The organism is gamma proteobacterium symbiont of Lampromicra miyakona, from assembly GCF_059730895.1.
In genome coordinates this window covers 2537803-2560501 of the sequence record NZ_AP035932.1, presented here as the reverse complement: position 1 = coordinate 2560501, position 22699 = coordinate 2537803, and the positions used below count along the sequence as shown (strand labels likewise).

The window sequence follows — 22699 nt, the reverse complement described above, 5'->3', positions numbered from 1 at the left end:
AATAACTGTGGCGTATAAAGTAATGGCGCTAATCGGGAGCCCGATCACTGAAATGCGAAACGGAGCCCGAAGGCTCCGTTTCTGAGGTGTTACGCAGTTCGAATCGGCAGATTAGAACTGGTAAACCAGGCCAACGCCAACCACGTCGTCGGTGCTGATGCCCTTCGCACGGGTAAAGTCGTTGTCGTCCAGCAGGTTGATTTTGTAGTCAACATAGGTGGACATGTTTTTGTTGAAGTAGTAGTAGGTACCCACTTCGATGTATTTAACCAGGTCAGCATCGCCGCCAGCGAAGGTTGAACCGTTGCCAGTCGCGCCGCTCAGGTCCTTACCTTTAGACTGCAGGTAAGCGATGGATGGACGCAGACCGAAGTCGAACTGGTACTGAGCAACAACTTCGAAAGCCTGAACTTTGTTAGCAGTCTGGGTGTTGGTGCCACCGTAAGGCGTGGTGTTACGTGATTCACCGTAGAATGCAGCCAGGTATACGTTGTTCGCGTCATATTTCAGACCGAAACCGTAAGCGTCAGCTTTATCGCCGTTGCCATCAAGAACCTGTGCATCGGTACGGTCAGAAGAGAAGTATGCACCTACAGCGCTGATGCCCATACCGGTGTCATACGCTACAGAAGAACCCCAGCCGTCGCCATTCTGGTTCAGGACGTCACGGCCTTCGTTTTTGCCCTGATACTGCACGGCAAAGCTCAGACCATCAACCAGACCGAAGAAGTTGCTGTTACGGTAAGTCGCCAGGCCGTTTGAACGACCAACCATGAAGTTGTCGTTGTCCTGATACAGGGTATCATCACCGAATACTGGCAGCTGGTCAGTGTAAGACATTGCGTCGTACAGAACGCCGTAGTTACGGCCGTAGTCGAAGGAGCCTGCATCACCAAATTTCAGACCGGCAAAGCCCAGACGAGTTTTAGAGCCTTCGGTGCCCTGGTTCTCAGTCACGTTAGCCTGAATGTTGTATTCCCACTGGCCGTAACCGGTCAGCTGGTCGGTAATCTGAGTTTCACCCTTGAAGCCAAAACGAACATAAGATTTGTCGCCGTCATCACCAGCGTTGTCAGAGAACTGATGACGCGCATCAACTTTACCGTAGAGGTCCAGTTTGTTGCCGTCTTTGTTATAGATTTCTGCTGCGTTTGCTGCGCCGGCAGCTAACAGAGCAGGGATAACCACTGCAAGAATGTTGCGCTTCATCATTATTTATTACCCTCATTGGAGTTATTTGGACATCTGCCACTGCCGTCAAGAAACCTTTACGGGAACCTTGAAAGAAGTTTGATGTCTCCTGTGTCTGCACGCATCTTTCCATCACGGGGTTGCTAATTCTAGCCCGAAAATGATTCAATTCTCGTAATTGCGTATCAAAAAGCAAAATTGTATTACAATTTGTAAAATATCGGGAACTTTGTGAGAGAACTCAAAATTTACAAAAATAAAAAAAGGCCGGCAGGGCCGACCTCAATATATATATGAATTTCTTATATTTAATCTTAAATCTTAGAAATTCGCGTTACGTGGCGTGCGTGGGAACGGGATAACGTCTCTTACATTTTGTACACCGGTGACATAGGCGATCAAACGTTCGAAACCTAAACCGAAGCCGGCATGCGGTACGGTGCCATAGCGACGCAGGTCACGATACCACCAGTAATCTTCTTTATTCAGGCCCATTTCAGCGAGACGCGCATCCAGCACATCAAGACGCTCTTCACGCTGCGAGCCGCCGATGATTTCACCGATGCCCGGCGCCAGCACGTCCATCGCCGCTACGGTTTTGCCGTCGTCGTTCATACGCATATAGAACGCTTTAATATCTTTCGGGTAGTTCTTCACCACCACCGGCGCTTTAAAGTGTTTCTCCGCCAGATAACGCTCGTGTTCGGAAGAGAGATCGACACCCCATGACACCGGGTTCTCGAAGCTCTGACCGCTTTTCAGCAGGATGTCGACGGCGTCGGTGTAGTCTACCTGGGCGAAATCCGTGGTGATGAAGCGCTCCAGACGGGCGATGGCTTCTTTGTCGACGCGCTCGGCGAAGAACGCCATATCATCAGCGCGCTCTTCCAGCACCGCTTTAAACACGTACTTCAGCATCGCTTCCGCCAGGGCAGCTGCATCGTCCAGCGTGGCGAACGCCACTTCCGGCTCCAGCATCCAGAATTCCGCTAAGTGACGGCTGGTATTCGAGTTCTCGGCACGGAACGTCGGGCCAAAGGTATACACTTTGGACAGCGCACAGGCGTAGGTCTCGGCGTTCAGCTGGCCGGAAACGGTCAGGAAAGCCTCTTTACCAAAGAAGTCTTTATCGAAATCGACTTTGCCCTGCGGGTCGCGCGGCAGGTTTTCCAGATCCAGCGTTGAAACGCGGAACATCTCGCCAGCACCTTCGGTGTCAGAGGCGGTGATCAGCGGCGTGGAGACCCAGAAATAGCCGTTTTCATGGAAGAAGCGATGCAGCGCCTGCGCCAGCGTATGACGTACGCGCGCCACGGCACCGACAATATTGGTGCGCGGACGCAGGTGCGCCACTTCTCGCAGGTATTCGATGCTGTGACGTTTAGCCGCCATCGGATAGGTATCCGGATCGTCCACCCAGCCGGTGACTTCAACCTGGGTCGCCTGCAGTTCGAATGCCTGGCCTTCACCCGGTGACTCCACCACTTTACCGGTGACGATCACCGAACAGCCGGTGGTCAGACGCAGCACTTCATCCTGATAATTATTCAGAGAATTATTGACGACGGCCTGAACGGGATTAAAGCAGGAACCGTCATAAACGGCGATGAAGGAAAGACCGGCTTTGGAATCTCTTCGGGTACGTACCCAACCACGTACGGTGACTTCACTGTCAACCGCGACACGGCCGTGCAGTACATCCGCTACAGGCACTACGCTCATAAAAATCTCTCTATATAAATGAAGATGGAGTGAAATAAGCCCCATTCCGGGGTTTAGCTATGTTACTTGCGAGCCACCAGGAAACAAGCAAAATTGCCGGAGAATAAAGAGATTTTCTGGCGCAGAGCAGGGCGCAGGCACCCTGCTCAGGCCGATTAGCTGGCGCGTTTGACCAGCGGCAGGTCGAAGGCTTTGCGCAGGGCGCGCACGAAGGCTTTATCCTGGCAGATGGTTTTACCGGGACTGTCGGAGAGTTTGGCCACCGGTTTACCGTTGCAGCTCACCAGTTTGATCACGATATTCAAAGGCGTGACGCCGGGAATATCGCAGGTGAGGCGGGTGCCGATGCCAAATACCACGTTCGCGCGCTGACCGAAATGACGATACAGCGCCAGTGCTTTATCGAGGTTGAGATTGTCGGAGAACACCAGCGTTTTGCTGAGCGGATCAATATTCAGCCGCTGATAATGCGCAATGGCTTTTTCTCCCCACTCCACCGGATCGCCCGAATCATGGCGCAGGCCCTGATAGCGATGGGCAAAACCGGGGCCGAAATCACGCAGGAAGGCGTCCATCGTGATGCAGTCGGTCAGGGCAATGCCGAGCTGGTTATCGTACTCATCCAGCCACGACTGCAATGCCGCGCGCTGGCTGTTGGCCAGTACCGGGCTGATCTGCTGATGCGCCTGGAACCATTCGTGTGCCTGGGTTCCGACCGGGTTAAGCTGCAACCGGCGCGCCAGATCGTAGTTACTGGTGCCCAGCAGCCACGGGAATTCGTTTTTCAGCGTGCTGACAATCGCTTCCTGCACCGCGCGCGAATAGCGACGGCGCGTGCCAAAGTCCATCAGCTGGAAGCGCGACATATCGAGATCACCCACCTGCTCACGGAAGTGCACCAGCTTCTGCTGCAGATGCGCCACCGCCTGTTCCGCGCCGCTTTCCGGCGTCCGGTGACGGTGTACCACTTCGCTGATCAGCGCCAGCAGCGGCACTTCCCACAGAATCACTTCACGCCACGGGCCGCGAATCTGTATGCGCAGATGCCCGTGATCGTCGCGCACCTCAACCTGCGAGGCATCGAAGCGGAACTGGCGCAGCCAGTCGAGATAATCCTGCTGGAAAAACGGTAAGCTGCTGAGGTAACGATATTCGTCATCGCTCAGCGCCAGAGATTGCATGGCAGTAATGTGCGTGCGGATGGCGTCGGCATACTGGCCGAGCTGCTCATCGCTGCGGCAGCGAAATTCTGCCGTTACCGGGACATCGTAATAACGATGATAAACGGCCTGCTGCATGTGAAGCTTATAGGCATCGGTATCAAGCAGCGTGGTCAAAATCGGGGAAGCGTGTCCAGTCATGGTGCGTTTCAGCATCCTCTTCCGCGGAGCAGAGCCCGGTATTCAACAAAGTCATAAAGACGCAGGAGTATAAAACAGTAATCACCGCGATCACACCATAATTGCAGGTGACAGGTCGAGGGTCATTTGTGCCATTGTTAATGAATTGTAGACTTTTGGCGCAACGCACGCATTGTGCGTGGCAACCCGGGCGCAACCCGCTTAGACTCTGAGGGTTGACTATATTAACGATGCGAGAAGGATTTATGACGCAACAGCCGCAAATTAAATATCGCCACGACTACCGGGCGCCGGACTACACCATCACCGATATCGACCTGACGTTTGATCTTGATGCGGCCACCACGCGCGTCACCGCCGTCAGTCAGGTAAAACGCCTTGGCGCGCAGCAGGCTGAACTGCGTCTGGACGGTGAGGCGCTGACGCTGCTGTCGCTGGCGGTGGATGGCAATCCGTGGCCGCACTACCGCGAAGAGCAGGGCGCGCTGATCATCAGCCAGCTGCCGGACAACTTTACCCTGACCATCATTAATGAAATCCATCCGGATAAAAACACCGCGCTGGAAGGGCTGTATAAATCCGGCGAGGCGCTCTGCACCCAGTGTGAAGCCGAAGGCTTCCGGCATATCACCTGGTATCTCGATCGCCCGGACGTGCTGGCGCGCTTCACCACCACCCTGATCGCCGACGCGGCTAGCTATCCGTACCTGCTGTCCAACGGCAACAAGCTGGAGAGCGGTCAGCACGAGGATGGGCGTCACTGGGTGAAATGGCAGGATCCGTTCCCGAAACCCTGCTACCTGTTTGCGCTGGTCGCCGGCGATTTCGATGTGCTGCGCGACAGCTTTACCACCCGTTCCGGCCGTAACGTGGCGCTGGAAATTTTTGTCGATCGCGGCAACCTCGACCGCGCGGACTGGGCGATGACCTCGCTCAAAGCCAGCATGAAATGGGACGAAGAGCGTTTCGGCCTCGAATATGACCTCGATATCTTTATGATCGTCGCGGTGGATTTCTTCAACATGGGCGCGATGGAGAATAAAGGCCTCAACGTCTTCAACTCCAAATACGTGCTGGCCAAAGCGGAAACCGCCACCGACAAAGACTATCTCGGCATTGAAGCCGTGATTGGTCACGAATATTTCCACAACTGGACCGGCAACCGCGTGACCTGCCGCGACTGGTTCCAGCTCAGCCTGAAAGAAGGTCTGACGGTCTTCCGCGATCAGGAGTTCAGCTCCGATCTCGGCTCGCGCGCGGTCAACCGTATTGATAATGTGCGCGTGATGCGCGGCGCGCAGTTTGCCGAGGATGCCAGCCCGATGGCCCATCCGATCCGTCCGGATCAGGTGATCGAAATGAACAACTTCTACACCCTGACGGTGTATGAGAAGGGTTCTGAAGTGATTCGCATGCTGCACACGCTGCTGGGTGAAGAGCAGTTCCAGCAGGGGATGCAGCTCTATTTCGAGCGTCACGATGGCAGCGCCGCCACCTGTGATGATTTCGTGCAGGCGATGGAAGATGCCTCCAACGTCGATTTGTCACAGTTCCGCCGCTGGTACAGTCAGTCGGGCACGCCGGTGCTGACGGTGCGTGATGACTACAACCCGGAGCTGGAGCAGTACACGCTGCACGTCACGCAGCACACGCCACCGACCGCCGATCAAAAAGAGAAGCTGCCGCTGCACATCCCGCTGGATATCGAACTGTATGACGGTGAAGGCAAGGTCATTCCGTTGCAGCACAACGGTCATCCGGTTCATCACGTGCTGAACGTCACCGACGAGTTCCAGACCTTCATTTTCGACAACGTCTATTTCCAGCCGGTGCCGTCGCTGCTGCGGGAATTCTCCGCACCGGTGAAGCTCGACTATAAATGGAGCGATGCGCAGCTGACTTTCCTGATGCGCCACGCGCGCAACGACTTCTCGCGCTGGGATGCGGCGCAAAGCCTGCTGGCGACGTATATCCGCCTCAACGTGGCGCGCCATCAGCAGGGCCAGCCGCTGTCGCTGCCGCTGCACGTCGCCGATGCTTTCCGCGCGGTGCTGCTGGATGAGCAGGGCGATCCGGCGCTGATGGCGCTGATCCTGTCGCTGCCGTCAGAGAATGAGATCGCCGAGCTGTTCGAGGTGATCGACCCGCTGGCGATTGCCGCAGTGCGCGCGGCGCTGGTGCGCACGCTGGCGAATGAGCTGAGCGATGAATTCTATGCGGTGTATCTCGCCAACCAGAGCAGCGACTACAAAGTCGAGCATGCCGAGATCGGCAAGCGCGCGCTGAAGAATGTCTGCCTGAGCTATCTGGCGTTTGCGGACGCGGAGCAGGCCAGCAAACTGGTGCAGGCGCAGTACGACAAAGCCAGCAACATGACCGATGCGCTGGCCGCGCTGTCAGCGGCGGTGGCGGCCCAGTTGCCGTGCCGTGATGCGCTGCTGGCGGCTTACGACGAGCGCTGGCATCCGGATGGTCTGGTGATGGATAAGTGGTTTATGTTGCAGGCCACCAGCCCGGCGGCTGACGTGCTGAGCAAGGTACGTAGCTTGCTGACGCATCGCTCGTTCACCATGGGTAACCCGAACCGCATCCGTTCGCTGATTGGCGCGTTTGCCTCGGCCAACCCGGCAGCCTTCCACGCCAAAGATGGCAGCGGCTACCAGTTCCTGGTGGAGATGCTGACCGATCTCAACCGCCGTAACCCGCAGGTGGCAGCGCGCATGATTGAGCCGCTGATTCGTCTTAAGCGTTATGATGCCGACCGTCAGGCGCTGATGCGTCAGGCGCTGGAGACGCTGAAAGGGCTGGAGAATCTGTCCGGCGATCTGTACGAGAAGATCACCAAAGCGCTGAACGCGTAAGAAAAAAATGCGCAATAAATTGCGCCGCTACAAAGAGTTGCAATCCTCTGTAGCGGCGCGATTTATCGCGCGTCCTGAATTAACGCTGCTGCGCGAACTGCAGGGGTTGCTCTGAGGTTCCCCGCTTCATCACCCGATCCAGCACCTCGGCCTCCAGCTCGGCGAGGCGCGCCGATCCTTTGCGGCGCGGACGCGGTAAATCCACCGCCAAATCCAGCCCGATCTGACCCTCTTCAATCAGCAGCACGCGATCGGCCATCGCCACCGCTTCGCTGACATCGTGCGTCACCAGCAACACGGTAAAATTATGCTGCTGCCACAGCGACTCAATCAGGCCCTGCATTTCAATGCGCGTCAGTGCATCAAGTGCGCCGAGCGGTTCATCGAGCAGCAGCAGGCCGGGGCGATGAATCAGCGCCCGCGCCAGTGCCACCCGCTGTTTCTGTCCGCCGGAGAGCGCTGCCGGCCACTCATGTGCGCGATCGGCCAGACCGACCGCCGCCAGCGCCTCAAGCGCGGCGCTGCGCCACTCGCGGCCTTTCAGACCGAGGCCAACGTTATCGATCACTTTCTTCCACGGCAGCAGACGCGCATCCTGAAACATCAGGCGGGTATCTTCGCGCGCCTCGGCCAGCGGCGCGTTGCCCGCCAGCAGTTCACCGTGCGTGGTGGATTCCAGCCCGGCCAGCAGGCGCAGCAGGGTACTTTTACCGCAGCCGCTGCGGCCGACCACCGCGACAAACTGGCCGGCCGGAATATGTAAATCGATATGATTCAGGATGGTGCGATTGCCATACTGCTTGGTGACGCCATTGACGCCCACCGGGGTACCGCGGTTCAGGCGCGCCGGACTTAGCGTTGCGTTGCTCATGCGTTCTCCTCCTTCAATTGGTAAGCCGGATGCCAGCGCAGCCAGACACGCTCCAGCAGCTGTGCCGTCACGTCGGCCAGTTTGCCCAGTAGGGCATAGAGAATGATGGCGACCACCACCACATCGGTTTGCAGAAACTCACGGGCGTTCATTGCCAGATAACCAATACCGGAGTTGGCCGAGATGGTTTCGGCCACGATCAGCGTCAGCCACATCAGACCGAGGGCAAAGCGCACGCCAACCATGATTGACGGCAGCGCGCCCGGCAAAATCACCTGAATAAACAGGCTCCAGCCGGAGAGACCATAGCTGCGCGCCATCTCCACCAGGCCGCGGTCAATATTCCGTATGCCGTGATAGGTATTGAGGTAGATAGGGAACAGCGTGCCGAGCGCCACAAGAAAAATTTTGGCTGACTCGTCGATGCCGAACCACAAAATCACCAGCGGGATCAGCGCCAGGTGCGGCACGTTACGCAGCATCTGCACCGAGGTATCCAGCAACCGTTCGCCGGTGCGCGACGTGCCGGTAATCAGCCCGAGAATCAGGCCAATCGAACCGCCAATGGCAAAGCCGATTGCCGCTCGCCAGCCGCTGATGGCGAGGTGTTGCCACAACTCACCGCTGGCCGCGAGATGCCAGAAGGTGATGACAATATTCTCCGGCGAGGGCAGGATGCGCGTCGAAAGCCAGCCGGCCTGTGAGGCAATCTGCCACACCACCACCAGCAGCACCGGCAGCGCCCACGGCAGCAGGGCATTGCTCAGCTGTTTATTGACCTTTGCCATATGCGACTCCTTAACTCTGCGCGACTTTTTGCGGGGTGAAATCATTGGCGACCGCTTCACCGTGCGCCTGCACCACGCGGGGTTGCGGGATTTCCGGCACGGCCAGGTCGAGATGCGGGAACAGCAGCTCGCCCACGCGATAGGCCTCTTCCAGATGCGGATAGCCAGACAGAATAAAGGTCTCGATGCCGAGATCCTGATACTCCTGCATACGCGCCGCGACCGTCGGACCGTCGCCCACCAGTGCAGTCCCGGCACCGCCGCGTACCAGACCGACGCCGGCCCACAGGTTCGGGCTGATCTCCAGCCGATCGCGCCGTCCGCCATGCAGCGCGGCCATGCGCTGCTGACCGACTGAATCGGTGCGGGCAAAGGCCGCCTGCGCTTTAGCAATGGTGGCATCGTCAAGATGGGCGATGAGCCGGTCTGCCGCCTGCCATGCTTCTTCATTGGTTTCACGCACAATTACGTGCAGACGAATGCCGAAGCGCACCGTGCGCCCCTGGGCCGCCGCTTTGGCGCGCACCTGTTCAATCTTCTCTTTGACCAGCGCGGGTGGTTCGCCCCAGGTCAGATAGACATCCACCTGCTCCGCGGCCAGATCCTGCGCGGCATCCGATGAGCCGCCAAACCACAGCGGTGGACGTGGCTGCTGCACCGCTTTAAACATTAATCGTGCACCGCGCACTTTGACGTACTTGCCTTCGTAATCGACCGTTTCGCCTTCACTCACCCGGCGCCAGACGCGGGTAAACTCCGCAGATTCGGCATAACGCTCGCGGTGATCGAGGAAAACGCCGTCGCCCGCCAGCTCTTCCGGATCGCCGCCGGTGACGAGGTTAAACAGCGCGCGTCCGTTGGAGAGACGATCGAGCGTGGCGGCCTGCCGTGCGGCCTGCGTCGGGGAAATCACTCCCGGGCGCAGCGCCACCAGGAAACGCAGGCGCTGCGTCACAGGAATCAGGGATGCGGCCACCAGCCATGCATCTTCACACGACCGGCCGGTGGGGATCAGCACGCCACCAAAACCGAGGCGATCGGCGGCCTGCGCCACCTGTTGCAGATAACCGTGGTCCACCGGGCGCGCGCCTTCGGCGGTACCGAGATAGTGGCCGTCGCCGTGGGTGGGAAGAAACCAGAATACGGATACGCTCATGATAAATTTCCTTATGGCCGGGCCGGCAGTGGCTGCCAGATGCGATCGGCAATGGTGACTTTGACCGGCATTAAATGGTTGGCATAAAACAGATCGGCAGTTTGCTGTTGGGCCTGCGCCGTGTGGGCGCTGACCGGCGTAATGGTGGTCGGGGGACGATGGTCAAGGTAGCTGGCGATCACCGGCTTCGGCAGGCCCATCGCCTGTGCCAGCAGATCGATACTTTGCTGGCGCTGGCTGCGCGTCAGCGCGTCGGCTTCGCTAAAGGTGTGCAGCACCTGCTGCACGAAGTCACCGTGCTCGGTAGCAAAGCTGCGCGTGGCGAGGTAGAACGAACCGGTCTGGTTCAGCTTACTGCCGTCCACCAGCACACGGACGTTGCCCTGCAGCAGCGCAGCGGAATAGTAGGGATCCCAGATCGCCCAGGCGTCAACATCACCCTGCTGAAACGCGGCGCGCGCATCGGCTGGCGTCAGATAAGTCGGCTGAATATCGTTAAAGCTCAGCCCGGCCTGTTCCAGCGCGCGCAGCAGCAGATTGTGCGAACTGGAGCCTTTCTGGAACGCCACTTTATGGCCTTTCAGTTGCGCCACGCTGTGGATGGGACTGTCCTTCGGCACCAGAATCACCTCGGCCTGCGGCTTCGGTGGCTCCGAGCCGACATACAGCAAATCCGCCCCGGCGGCCTGAGCAAACAGCGGCGGGATGTCGCCGGTGCTGCCCAGGTCAATGCTGCCCACGTTCAGCGCCTCAAGCATTTGCGGACCGGCCGGAAACTCGATCCACTGAATGTTGGTGGCCGGGAAGCGCTGCTCCAGCAGCCGATGCGATTTGGCCAGCACCATGCTGACCGATCCTTTCTGATAGCCGATACGGAATTGTGCCGGCGCTTCGGCAGCCTGAGCCGCGAGGGTCAGGGCAAACAGCGCGGTAACGGTTGGCAGCAGCCAGCGGGTTAACATCCTTTTCATCGCGGTTCCTTTATACAGCCTGAGCATAGGGTTGATGACGACGGTGCAGCGCCTGCCAGAAGGTTTCCAGCGCCTCATCAATGCGCTCGCTCAGCAGCGCATCCAGCTCAGGCTGGCGGTCGTAGTGGGTGATTTGCGTATCACTGGCGAACACGCCGTGCAGAACTTCCTGCGCTTTCAGCGCGTTCAGCACCGGTTTCAGCGCGTAGTCAACGGCCAGCATGTGCGCCACGCTGCCGCCGCTCGCCAGCGGCAGCACCACTTTATGTTCCAGCGCGCGCTCTGGCAGCAGGTCGAGCAGGGTTTTCAGCGCGCCAGAGAAAGAGGCTTTATAAATCGGTGTGGCGACGATCAGCCCCTCTGCGAGCGCTAAATCCGCTTTCAGCGCGGCCAGTGCCGGTGAGTCGAAGCGCGCATACAGCAAATCTTCCGGCTGAAAGTTGTGAATGTTCCACGGAATCACCTCAACGCCACGCGCTTCCAGCGCCCGCTGACACACACTCAGCAGCGCCGTAGAACGTGAAGGAAAACGCGGACTCCCCGCCAGCGTAATAACCCGCATGGTCACTCCTTATAACTGAAAGTTATTGATTAGCAATTATTGAGAACTGATGCGTTCAATCCTGACAGAGCAGGCGGCGAGGCGTAAATGATTTATCCGGCAATGGATAGCCGTCAGGCGGGAATAGCGCGCTCTTATAAAAGAAGGGAAAAGCGCCTCTAAGGTTAATCTGAATTACACCCGCAGGTTGCCGGGTTTTCATTAGCGGCTTCCGTCACGGGCAAGGTGAGAATGATTAAAAGCGCTGTTGCCTGGTTAAATCAGAGGTGTAACCGTCGACACATATCGCCGGGCGCGCGATTGTCGTCAGGCTTAAGAAGAAATAGATGAGGTAATTTAAGCTGTAGCGAAGAAATGGCGGCCTAAGTTAAAAATTATCACCAGGATTTTTCTCACCTGCTGTTTTCGCTGCTCCATTTTAAGTTGGCCTTAAATTGAAGAGGAAGTGTGTCAAAACGTAGCCTTTTATTAAAATTGAGCCATGTCTCAACGTTTCCTGTTACGAGTATTGCTAATTTCCTCTGCGCTTAAGTGGGGCTTTCTTTAGTGACGCTTAACAATAAAAGGCAAATAAACAGCCAGCCTGGCAAGGGCCAATAGTCATGCCGTCGGCGGGCTGTTTATAATCGATTGAGTTTTCTTACGCTAAAAAAAAGTCACTGCCTTATTTGCGCCTTAATTGGGCGGATTTTTATCTGGCCATTATTCAGTATTATTTTTAGGGAGAGGAATATGGGAAGGTCTGCTCTGTTAGTGCATCCGGCTGAGCCGGTCGCCGCTCAGCCTGCGCGCGTCGCGGCTGATAACGTTAATCCGCTGTTGTGCTATCTGCTGCAGCCGGATGCCGCGCACAGCCAGTTTACCGCTGTGCCGCAGCCAGCGGCAGAGAGCGTCAGCGACGACGCGTTTTTACTGTTTGCCGCCGACGGCTTTGTGCCCTCTGCTGCACTGTTGCAGGAAGTGGCAAAGCTCAGCCATCAGCGCCCGGAGCTCAACTGCATGCTGGTTTCACTGGCACCGCGCGCACTGAGCAGCGGCCTGCAGCCGTCGCTGCAGCTGTTTCAGCAGCTGCAGGCGCAGCGCCTGTGGCAGCAGAATAACTATGCGGTCATCCTGCGCGCCGCGCTGGTGAAAAATGCCGCTCCGCTGGTACGCATTCAGGATGTGATGCTGGCCGGCCTGTTAAATACGCAAACGGTATGGCTGCTGGATGCCCGCGCAGAGCATGAGGTCACCACGGTTAATCCACCGCCCAGCTATCAGCAATTTATGACGGAATATGAAAAGGTCACCCGTTTGTCACACTTTATTCCGGAGCGAAACCGCTATCGCCAGAGTTATTTACGCAGCGGGTTATTACAGCTGGTACAGCAGGAATTAAACGCTGAAACGCAGTTCTCTAATAATGTGCGGCACGCGGTGCGCTACTTTGCCGATCAGTTTTCACCGCAGAGCACAATGGAAAAACTGTTACTGAAACAGCCCGACCTCTATTTCTCACTGATGAAAATGAGAAAAAGCCGCTGAGATAGCGCCAGCGTTAATTTTAAGAATTACTCCCGTGGGCGCTGAGGTATTTTTGTGTCACGCTGTTAACACTGAGAAAAATACCCAGACGCCAGAGTTTTTATGTCTATCAAACGTAACGCGATTGCCAACTATGTTGGCCAGATCTATCTGACGCTGTCAGGTATTTTAGTAGTTCCCCTGTATATTCAGCATTTAGGTATGGAAGCTTACGGTCTCGTGGGCTTCTTTTCTATATTGCTGACCTGGCTGCAGCTGCTCGACGCGGGCGTTTCCACCACGCTGATGCGCGAGGCGGCACGCTACCGGGCAAATCAGGCAGAATTTGTCTGGTTTCCGGCGCTGTTTGCCACGCTGACCCGCTTCTTCCTGTTCTCCACCCTGGTGCTGGTGGTGCTCGGCTGGCTGGCGACGCCATGGATTGCCACGCACTGGCTGGATGCGCAGCACTTACCCGCCAGCGATGTGGTGGTGGCCGTGGCGATCATGGTGATCACCGCCGCGATTCGCTGGCGTACCAGCCCGTATCGCAGCGTGATTGTCGGTTTTGAGCATCAGGTCTGGCTCAACGGCGTGAACCTGATCATTACCACGCTGCGTACTTTTGGCGCGGTACTGGTGATCCAGCTGTTCCCGAATCCGCTGCTGACCTTCTTTATCTGGCAATTGCTGGTGTCGATTGCCGAAGCCGCCTGCTGTATCTGGAAATCCTGTCAGCTGGTGCCCCGCGCAGCGCGCAAAGAGAAGCGCGACGACCTGAAAGGCGTGCTCAAACCCTTTATCCGCTTCGCGCTGAGCGCCGCCTTCTCCAGCGCCGTGTGGACCTTTATTTCGCAGATTGACCGGCTGGTGCTGTCAAAAACCCTGCCGCTGAGCGAGTACGGCTCGTTCACCGTGGTCGCCACGGCTGCGACCGGGATCCTGCTGCTGAGCAGTCCGATTATGCAGGCAATTGTGCCGCGCATGACCGGCATGAAAACCCGTCAGCAGGGCGATGCCGAATCGCTGAAGCTCTATCGCTATACCACCCAGGCGGTGGCAATTTTTATGGCCCCGCTCAGCATCACCATTGCCTGCTATGCCGGACCGCTGCTGTGGGCGTGGACGCAGAAACCGCAAATTGTCGAAGAGATGGCGTTCGTGCTTAGCCTGTATGCGCTCGGCAGCGGCATCCAGGCGATCTGCGGCCTGCTGTATCACCTGCAATACGTCAACGGCAATCTGAAACTGCACATGCAGGGATTCACCTGTTTTGCCGTCGTGCTGGTGCCGCTCAACATCTGGTGTGCCGTCCATTACGGGGCGCTGGGCACCGGCTGGCTGTGGCTGGGGCAAAACATCTTCTATTTAGTTGGCTGGGCGTGGCTGGTGCATCGCCGCTTTGCGCCGGGCATCCATTTCAGCTGGCTGACGCGCGACGTAGCGCTGATTTGGGCGGTGTCGGCACTGATTGCCTGGCTCAGCACGCTGTTGCCCATTGAGTGGAACCAGAATCGCTGGATCAACCTGCTGTGGCTGGGGCTGATCGGGGCCTTTAACCTTGGCGTGTGCTGTCTGTTACACAGCCTGGTGCTAAAACGCCTGCGCGCGCCGCTTGTTAACGCAGAGGAAAGAGGATGAGCATGACATCACGCCGCACGCCGACGGTTTCGGTAATTATCCCTAACTGGAACTGCGCGCCCTGGCTGCCGGAAACCCTGGGGTCGCTGCTTCGCCAGTCATCGCCGCCGGAAGAGATCATCATTATTGATGATGGCTCAAGCGATGACAGCGTGGCCTGGCTGACGGCGTTTGCTGCGCAGCATCCGCAGGTGACGCTGCTGAGTGGCGGACGCGGCGGCGTCAGTGCCGCTCGCATGAAGGGGCTGGCCGCAGCCAGCGGCGATTTCGTCTATTTTATGGATGCCGACGACTTCGTCTCGACCGAACTGTTCGCCGATTTCCGCCGCGTGCAGGCGCGTCACCCGGAGATTGATCTGTTCTGCTTTGGCGCGAAGATGTTTTTCGACCTGCCAGCGCCGCAGCGCCATTATCAGACTATCCATCAGCGCCACGTCAGCGGCCTGCTGCCGGGCGGTAGCGCTACGCTGCGCACGCTGATTCAGCATCAGTCGGCGCATCGGGTGATCTGGAGCAGCATCATCTCGCGTCGCCTGATTGACCAGCTCGATCTGCAGTTTCTGCCGATCCAGAACCATGAAGACGCGCCTTTTATGTTCGCCCTCTACCTGCAGGCGCGCGCGCTGTACTGCACCAGTCAGAGCTACTACTACAAACGCTTTATGCTGAGTTCACTGTCGCAGAGCACGCGCGACTTCTCGTGGGTGAAAAATTACTTTATCGCCCGCGCCGGCAGTGAGCAGTTCCTGCAGCAGCAGCAACTGCCGCACGATGAGGCGCTGCTGGACGATTATTACCAGACGGTGATGCACGGCTGCCTGACGCAAATCCGCAAAAATCACATGACGGTGCCCGCTGAATGGCAGCCGCAGGTGAATCAGCTGGTGCGTAAAGTGTTACAGCACAACGCGCGTCTGAAACTGCTGTGGTATTGCCCGGCGATTTACAGCGGCTTACAGGCCTGCCGCGATCGTCTGGGACGCTATTCCGCCCGACGCTGATACCGATCAAATTGTTGCATCCCAGAGTAATTTACTTTTGCGCCAGAGCACCTTACCATTCTGGCGCACAAATTCCCGTGCACCCGACTTTCACGAAGCTTCCGCCATTCAGGAGAGTGCATGCTATATCCTATCGTCCGGCCGGCGCTGTTTAAGCTCGATCCAGAGCGCGCGCACGAACTCACCTTTCAACAGTTACGCTTCATCAGCGGCACGCCGCTGGAAGGGCTGATTCGTCAGTCGCTGCCGTCACGCCCGGTGACCTGTATGGGGCTGACCTTTCCGAACGCGCTGGGTCTGGCTGCGGGTCTGGATAAGAACGCGGAGTGCATTGATGCCTTTGGCGCCATGGGCTTTGGCTTTGTTGAAGTGGGCACGGTGACACCACGCGCACAGCCGGGCAATGACAAACCCCGCATGTTCCGGCTGGTGGCGGCGGAAGGTATCATCAACCGCATGGGGTTTAATAATCTCGGCGTCGATCACCTGGTAGAGAATGTGAAAAAGGCGCGCTTTAAAGGCGTGCTTGGCATCAATATTGGTAAAAATAAAGACACGCCGGTAGAGCAGGGCAAAGACGATTATCTCACCTGCATGGAAAAGGTGTATGCGCACGCCGGTTATATTGCCATCAATATTTCCTCACCGAATACCCCCGGATTACGTTCGCTGCAATATGGCGAAGCGCTGGACGATCTGCTGTCGGCGATTAAATTAAAACAGCGGGCGCTGCAGGAAAGCCATCTGAAATATGTGCCGGTGGCGGTGAAGATCGCGCCGGATCTTTCTGAAGAAGAATTGATCCAGGTTGCCGACAGTTTAGTGCGCCACGAAATAGACGGCGTGATCGCCACCAATACTACGCTCGATCGTTCGCTGGTGAGCGGGCTGAAATATGCCGACGAAGCGGGGGGATTAAGTGGCCGTCCGGTACAGTCGCGCAGCACCGAGGTGATTCGCCGTCTGGCGCAGGAGCTGCAGGGACGTCTGCCTATTATTGGCGTCGGTGGCATTGATTCGCTGGTCGCGGCACGGGAAAAAATGGCGGCTGGCGCAACGCTGGTGCAGATATACTCAGGCTTTATTTATAAAGGTCCGGGTTTAATTAAAGATATCGTGACCCATCTCTAAGACATTTCTCACTTTCCCTGGCCGGGGGGTTTATTTCTCCCTCCGGCTCGTTTATATTTTGTCCTGTTCGTACAATTTTCAGCTTTTTCCTTAAAGCAATATTTTAAATTTGAGCGCCGTTTAGCGCAGCGTAAATCCACAGGGCACCCCATGAAAATCAAACCCGATGACAACTGGCGTTGGTATTTTGACGCAGAGCATGACCGGATGATGCTGGATCTGGCCGATGGAATGTTATTTCGCTCGCGCTTCTCGCGCAAAATGCTGACGCCCGATGCCTTTAATGACAGCGGTTTTTGCGTTGATGACGCTGCGCTTTATTTTACTTTTGAAGAGCGCTGTCGCCAGAGCGGTTTAAAAAGCGATCAGCGCGCCGAGCTGGTGCTGAATGCGCTGGTGGCCAGCCGTTTCCTTAAGCCGCTGATGCCGAAAAGCTGGCACTTCACCAGCCATGCGCACAGCTGGCAGCCCGTCGCGGGCGATATGGTGGCGGTAACGCTGGCCGACAGCGGCGAACAGGCACAGCTGCTGGTGGTTGAGAGCGGCGAGAATGCCGCGCTCTGTCTGCTGGCGCAGAGTGCGCTGACGGTGGCGGGCAAAGGGATGCAGCTCGGCGATGCCATCAAGATCATGAACGATCGCCTGCAGCCACAGTTGCAGGAGAGCAGCGCGCCCTTCGCCCGCGCGGTGTAGCGCTTACGCCAGTTCGATATCTCCGTTCGGAATACAGCTGCAGCTGAGAATGGTGCCGTCACCGCGTACCGCGCTCTGCTTCAGCGCCTTCACGTCACCCGACACCAGCGTCATTTTGCAGCTGCCGCAGATTCCGGCCCGACATGAATAGGGAATGCGAAAGCCCTGCATCTCCAGCTGTTCCAGTAATACCTGCTGATTATCGCCGGCAAACTGCTGACCCTTATAGCCAATGGTCACGGCGGCCGGCGCGCTGCTGGCCGCCTGCAGCGTTTCCACCACCTCACCGGCACCGTAAGCGCGCGGTGTTTGCCGTTCCAGCACTTCAACCGTATCGCCGACGCGCACGATACCGCTGTTAAGCGCAATCAGATTCAGGCCGAAATCGATATCACCGCTGCCGTCCTGCGCGCTGCGAAAACGCTGCAGCGTGGCGAGCGGTTCGCCCTGCGGATGCTTGCGACCGCTTTCGGTGCCGATGGTTGTAAACACGCAGCGGCTGCACGGCTTCGGCATCTCGAAGGTGATCTCGCCGATCTTAATACGTTTCCAGCTGTCCTCATCCCAGGCGCTGGCGCCGCTGACGATCAGATTGGGGCGGAACTGTTCCAGCCGCACGCTGGCCGGACAGCGCTGCTGCAGATCCTGCAGCGACGCCATGTTGACCAGCAGGTAAGGGAAGCCGTCAGCGAACCCAAGCGGGACCTGGTCGAAGCGTTTTACCCGGCGAGACGGCTCAGTGCCAACCCAGCGCAGCTGCACCGGGCGCGGGAAAAAGCCGCTCAGCCACTGGTTGATGGTGTCAGGCGCAATACGGGCGGTGAACTGGTTTCCCCACACTTCCGTCGGTGCCGGCTGGGTGCTGAAATCGCTGAAGCGGATCAGCGCCTGGCTGCGGTCCGGCGCGGTGATGAATAGCCCGTCGGGCAGCAGGGCGGGCGTGAAACGCACCATCTCCGGAAACTGGCGGGCGGTAATAAAGGTCCCGTCCGCTTCGGTCACCATAAAGATGCGATCGAAGGCCAGACCGCTTTCCAGCACCTGTGCGTGTGACAGCTGCAAACCACGCATCGATTTAACCGGGTGAATATACAGGCGAGACAGGGTAATCATCACAACTCCGTACAGACAAAAAGAAGCTAACTTTATGACATAGGACGCTGATTCGCTATAATGCGCAACAATTTTAGCAAGAGTAAAAGTGACGATATGAATTCTCTGTTTGCCAGTACGGCGCGTGGGCTCGAAGAGCTGTTGAAAACTGAGCTGGACGCGCTGGGTGCGCAGGATTTGCAGGTGGTGCAGGGCGGCGTCCACTTCCGAGCCGACGACCGCGTAATGTACCAAAGCCTGCTGTGGAGCCGTCTGGCTTCACGTATTTTGCTGCCGCTGGGAGAATTCGGCGTCTGGAGCGATCTCGATCTCTACGTCGGCGCGCAAAGCATCCCGTGGAGCGAGCTGTTTGACAGCAACACCACGTTCGCCATCCACTTTAGCGGCACCAATGAGGTGATTCGCAACAGTCAGTTTGGTGCGCTGCGCATCAAAGATGCGATTGTCGATAGCTTTACCCGGCAGAATCTGGAACGTCCGAGTGTCGATCGCGAGCAGCCGGGCATCCGCATTAACGCGTGGCTGAACAAAGATCGCGTTAGCATCGCGCTGGATCTGAGCGGCACTGCGCTGCACCAGCGCGGCTATCGTCAGCAAACCGGCCAGGCACCGCTTAAAGAGAACCTGGCGGCGGCGATTGTGATGCGCTCCGGCTGGCAGAACGGCACGCCGCTGGTCGATCCGATGTGCGGCTCCGGTACGCTGCTGATTGAAGCGGCGCTGATCGCCTGCGATCGCGCGCCGGGCCTGCTGCGTTCGCACTGGGGCTTCAGCCGCTGGAAACGCCACAACAATGCACTGTGGCAGGAAGTGCGCAGCGACGCGCTGCAGCGTGCGCGCGCCGGCACGGCCGCCACCACGTCACGCTTCTTTGGCTATGATAATGATGGTCGCGTGCTGGAGTGGGCACGTGCCAACGCGCGCCGCGCCGGCGTGTTCGATCTGTTCACTTTTGCGCAGCAGGATGTGCTGCAGCTGAAAAATCCGCTGGCAGGCGAAGAGGTCAGCGGTACGGTGCTGAGTAACCCGCCGTACGGTGAGCGTCTGGAGAGCGAGCCGGCGCTGATTGCGCTGCACAGCCAGCTGGGCCGCATCATGAAACAGCAGTTTGGCGGCTGGAATTTGTCGCTGTTCAGCGCCTCACCCGAGCTGCTCAGCTGCCTGCAGCTGCGCGCCGATCGCCAGTTTAAAGCGAAAAACGGTCCGCTGGAGTGCGTACAGAAGAACTACCAGCTGGCGGAGAACAGCGCCGAAGGCGGCGCACAGATTGCCGAAGACTTTGCTAACCGCCTGCGTAAGAACAGCAAAAAACTGGACAAGTGGGCGCGCCAGTCGAATATTGACTGCTACCGCCTGTATGACGCCGATCTGCCGGAGTATAACGTGGCGGTCGATCGCTACGCCGACTGGGTGGTGATTCAGGAGTACGCGCCGCCGAAAACCGTGGACGCGACCAAAGCGCGCCAGCGCCTGTTTGACGTAATCGGTGCCACGCTGAGCGTGCTGGAGATACCGGCCAATCGCCTGGTGCTGAAAACCCGCGAACGGCAGAAGGGCAAAAACCAGTACCAGAAGCTGAGCGAGAAGGGCGAATTCTTTGAAGTGCAGGAGTTTAACGCGCGGCTGCTGGTGAACCTGACGGATTATCTCGATACCGGCCTGTTCCTCGACCACCGTATTGCGCGCCAGATGCTGGGCCAGATGAGCCAGGGGAAAGATTTCCTTAACCTGTTCTCCTATACCGGTAGCGCCAGCGTGCATGCCGGGCTGGGCGGCGCCAAGTCCACCACCACGGTCGATATGTCGCGCACCTATCTGGAGTGGGCCGAGCGTAACCTGCGCCTGAACGGATTAACCGGGCGCCAGCATCGCCTGATGCAGGCGGACTGCCTGAGCTGGCTGCGCGAAAGCGATGAGCAGTTCGATCTGATCTTTATCGATCCGCCGACTTTCTCCAACTCCAAACGCATGGAAGATGACTTCGATGTGCAGCGCGACCACCTGATGCTGCTGCAGAACCTGAAGCGCATGCTGCGTCGCGGCGGCACCATTATGTTCTCCAATAACAAGCGCGGCTTCAAAATGGATCTGGACGGCTTGCAGCGTCTGGGTCTGCAGGCGCAGGAAATTACGCAAAAAACGCTGTCGCAGGACTTTGCGCGCAACCGTCAAATTCACAACTGCTGGCTGGTAAGCCACGCCGGTAAGGAATAAGTTTTATGTCACTGATCAGTATCCATGGCGCTTACCTGTCGTTCAGCGATGCGCCGCTGTTGGATAACACCGAACTGCATATCGAAGAGGGCGAGCGCGTCTGTCTGGTTGGGCGCAACGGCGCCGGTAAATCGACGCTGATGAAAATCATCAACGGCGAACAGCCGCTGGATGACGGCCGCATTATTTATGAGCAGGATTTGGTGGTCGCGCGGCTGCAACAGGATCCGCCACGCAATATCACCGGTTCGGTGTACGACTTCGTCGCCGAGGGCGTGGCCGAACAGGCTGAGCACCTCAAGGCCTACCACGCCATATCGCATTTAGTGATGGAAGATCCGAGCGAGAAAAACCTCAACGAAATGGGGCGACTGCAGACGATTCTCGACCATCACAACCTGTGGCAGCTCGACAGCCGCATCAACGATGTGCTGCAGCAAATCGGGCTGCAGCCGGACACCGAACTGTCGTCACTCTCCGGTGGCTGGCTGCGTAAAGCCGCGCTGGGCCGAGCGCTGGTCAGCAACCCGCGCGTGCTGATGCTCGACGAACCGACTAACCACCTCGATATCGAAACCATCGACTGGCTGGAAAGCTTCCTGAAAACCTTCAACGGCAGCATCGTGTTTATTTCGCACGACCGCTCGTTTATCCGCAATATGGCGACGCGCATTGTCGACCTCGATCGCGGCAAGCTGGTGTCATGGCCGGGCGATTACGATCAGTTCCTGCTCGGCAAAGAGGAAGCGCTGCGCGTTGAGGAAATGCAAAACGCCGAATTCGACCGCAAGCTGGCGCAGGAAGAAGTGTGGATTCGCCAGGGCATCAAAGCGCGTCGCACCCGTAACGAAGGCCGCGTGCGCGCGCTGAAAGCACTGCGTCGTGAACGCTCCGAACGGCGTGACGTGATGGGCAAAGCCAATATGCAGGTCGGTGAAGCGGCGCGTTCCGGCAAAATCGTCTTTGAGCTGGAAAACGTGGATTACGGCGTTGACGGCAAAACGCTGGTGAAGGATTTCTCCACCCAGGTGCAGCGCGGCGACAAAATCGCCCTGATTGGCCCGAACGGCTGCGGTAAAACCACGCTGCTGCGGCTGATGCTCGGCCAGTTGAAGGCAGATGTCGGTCGCGTGCACTGCGGCACCAAACTGGAAATCGCCTACTTCGATCAGCACCGCGCGGAGCTGGATCCGGATAAAACCGTGATGGACAACCTGGCGGAAGGCAAACAGGAAGTGATGGTCAACGGCAAGCCGCGCCACGTGCTCGGCTATCTGCAGGACTTCCTGTTCCACCCGAAACGCGCCATGACGCCGGTGCGTGCGCTGTCCGGCGGCGAGCGTAACCGTCTGCTGCTGGCGCGTCTGTTCCTCAAGCCCAGTAACCTGCTGATTCTTGACGAACCGACCAACGACCTTGACGTCGAAACGCTCGAGCTGCTGGAAGAGCTGGTTGATGGCTATCAGGGCACCGTGCTGCTGGTGAGCCACGATCGTCAGTTTGTGGATAACACCGTGACCGAATGCTGGATCTTTGAAGGCAACGGCGAGATCGGTACCTTCGTCGGTGGCTACCATGATGCGCAGCAGCAGCGCGCCGCCTACAAACAGACCAAAGCTGCACCGGTCAAAAGCACAGCGGCTAAACCGGCAGAAAAAGCCGACGCCCCCAAACGCAGCGCAGGCAAGCTAAGCTATAACCTGACGCGTGAACTGGAACAGCTGCCGCAAAAGCTGGAGCAGCTGGAAACGCGTATCGGTGAGCTGCAGGCGCAGATGAGTCATCCGGACTTCTTCAGCCAGCCGCACGACAAAACGCAGCCGGTGCTGGATGCGCTGGCGCAGGCGGAGCAGGAGCTGGAAACCACCTTTGAACGGTGGGAAGAGCTGGAAGCGCTGAAAAACGGCGCATAACGCA

At 57.7% G+C, this 22699-nt stretch carries 17 protein-coding genes; 8 read left to right on the top strand and 9 right to left on the bottom strand.

The genetic code is table 11. The features are described 5' to 3' along the window. Positions 1-111: 111 nt before the first annotated feature. The 3 genes from ompC to pncB form a co-directional block, all read right to left on the bottom strand. Positions 112-1212 carry a porin OmpC gene (ompC, locus tag AC6I8P_RS11980; protein ID WP_274526761.1) on the bottom strand — a complete coding sequence of 367 codons (1101 nt, stop codon included), beginning with the start codon at positions 1210-1212 and terminating at the stop codon, positions 112-114. A gap of 300 nt (positions 1213-1512) precedes the next feature. Beyond that, on the bottom strand, positions 1513-2913 hold the full coding sequence (gene asnS, locus AC6I8P_RS11975; protein WP_031279853.1) for an asparagine--tRNA ligase: 1401 nt from the start codon (positions 2911-2913) through the stop codon (positions 1513-1515). A gap of 155 nt (positions 2914-3068) precedes the next feature. Further along, positions 3069-4274, bottom strand: a complete 1206-nt coding sequence (gene pncB / locus AC6I8P_RS11970; RefSeq protein ID WP_058780857.1) for a nicotinate phosphoribosyltransferase — start codon at positions 4272-4274, stop codon at positions 3069-3071. A 245-nt stretch (positions 4275-4519) separates the two neighbouring features. Here pncB and pepN point away from each other — a divergent pair, with 245 nt between their 5' ends. Further along, a complete protein-coding gene (gene pepN, locus AC6I8P_RS11965) occupies positions 4520-7135 on the top strand; it encodes an aminopeptidase N (protein ID WP_481657714.1) in 2616 nt (871 codons plus the stop codon). Between the two features lie 79 nt (positions 7136-7214). Here the strand turns inward: pepN and ssuB are convergent, their stop codons facing one another. From ssuB to ssuE, 5 genes are read right to left on the bottom strand one after another with little or no spacing between them, the layout of a single operon-like run. Continuing rightward, complete coding sequence (gene ssuB, locus AC6I8P_RS11960) at positions 7215-8006, bottom strand: aliphatic sulfonates ABC transporter ATP-binding protein (protein WP_021508325.1); 792 nt, start codon at positions 8004-8006, stop codon at positions 7215-7217. Beyond that, entirely contained in the window at positions 8003-8794 is a 792-nt protein-coding gene (gene ssuC, locus AC6I8P_RS11955) for an aliphatic sulfonate ABC transporter permease SsuC (RefSeq protein WP_125308465.1), read from the bottom strand. Before ssuC ends, ssuB begins: the two co-directional genes overlap by 4 nt. 10 nt (positions 8795-8804) lie before the next feature. Next, a complete protein-coding gene (ssuD, locus tag AC6I8P_RS11950) occupies positions 8805-9950 on the bottom strand; it encodes an FMNH2-dependent alkanesulfonate monooxygenase (RefSeq protein WP_058775379.1) in 1146 nt (381 codons plus the stop codon). An 11-nt stretch (positions 9951-9961) separates the two neighbouring features. Further along, entirely contained in the window at positions 9962-10921 is a 960-nt protein-coding gene (locus AC6I8P_RS11945) for a sulfonate ABC transporter substrate-binding protein (RefSeq protein ID WP_150058378.1), read from the bottom strand. Between the two features lie 10 nt (positions 10922-10931). Further along, entirely contained in the window at positions 10932-11483 is a 552-nt protein-coding gene (ssuE, locus tag AC6I8P_RS11940; RefSeq protein ID WP_104092779.1) for an NADPH-dependent FMN reductase, read from the bottom strand. A 732-nt stretch (positions 11484-12215) separates the two neighbouring features. Here ssuE and AC6I8P_RS11935 point away from each other — a divergent pair. The 5 genes from AC6I8P_RS11935 to AC6I8P_RS11915 all read left to right on the top strand — a co-directional run bounded on the left by AC6I8P_RS11935 (position 12216) and on the right by AC6I8P_RS11915 (position 17455). Beyond that, entirely contained in the window at positions 12216-13010 is a 795-nt protein-coding gene (locus AC6I8P_RS11935; protein WP_058780801.1) for a hypothetical protein, read from the top strand. Between the two features lie 102 nt (positions 13011-13112). Beyond that, positions 13113-14630 (top strand): lipopolysaccharide biosynthesis protein, encoded by a 1518-nt coding sequence (locus tag AC6I8P_RS11930; RefSeq protein WP_021508319.1) that lies wholly within the window; start codon positions 13113-13115, stop codon positions 14628-14630. After that, positions 14627-15631 carry a glycosyltransferase family 2 protein gene (locus tag AC6I8P_RS11925; RefSeq protein ID WP_058780800.1) on the top strand — a complete coding sequence of 335 codons (1005 nt, stop codon included), beginning with the start codon at positions 14627-14629 and terminating at the stop codon, positions 15629-15631. Before AC6I8P_RS11930 ends, AC6I8P_RS11925 begins: the two co-directional genes overlap by 4 nt. A 120-nt stretch (positions 15632-15751) precedes the next feature. Next, positions 15752-16762, top strand: coding sequence for a quinone-dependent dihydroorotate dehydrogenase (gene pyrD / locus AC6I8P_RS11920; RefSeq protein WP_021508317.1), 1011 nt, complete (start codon positions 15752-15754; stop codon positions 16760-16762). Positions 16763-16912: 150 nt separating this feature from the next. Next, positions 16913-17455, top strand: coding sequence for a cell division protein ZapC (locus AC6I8P_RS11915; protein WP_058759732.1), 543 nt, complete (start codon positions 16913-16915; stop codon positions 17453-17455). 3 nt (positions 17456-17458) lie between these two features. Here AC6I8P_RS11915 and AC6I8P_RS11910 read toward each other — a convergent pair whose 3' ends face one another. Then, entirely contained in the window at positions 17459-18568 is a 1110-nt protein-coding gene (locus AC6I8P_RS11910; protein ID WP_159378298.1) for a YcbX family protein, read from the bottom strand. Positions 18569-18664: 96 nt separating this feature from the next. Between AC6I8P_RS11910 and rlmKL the strand changes: the two genes are divergently transcribed. After that, positions 18665-20782, top strand: a complete 2118-nt coding sequence (gene rlmKL / locus AC6I8P_RS11905) for a bifunctional 23S rRNA (guanine(2069)-N(7))-methyltransferase RlmK/23S rRNA (guanine(2445)-N(2))-methyltransferase RlmL (protein WP_264239576.1) — start codon at positions 18665-18667, stop codon at positions 20780-20782. Between the two features lie 5 nt (positions 20783-20787). After that, on the top strand, positions 20788-22695 hold the full coding sequence (locus tag AC6I8P_RS11900; RefSeq protein WP_159378296.1) for an ABC transporter ATP-binding protein: 1908 nt from the start codon (positions 20788-20790) through the stop codon (positions 22693-22695). The last annotated feature ends 4 nt before the right edge of the window (positions 22696-22699 follow it).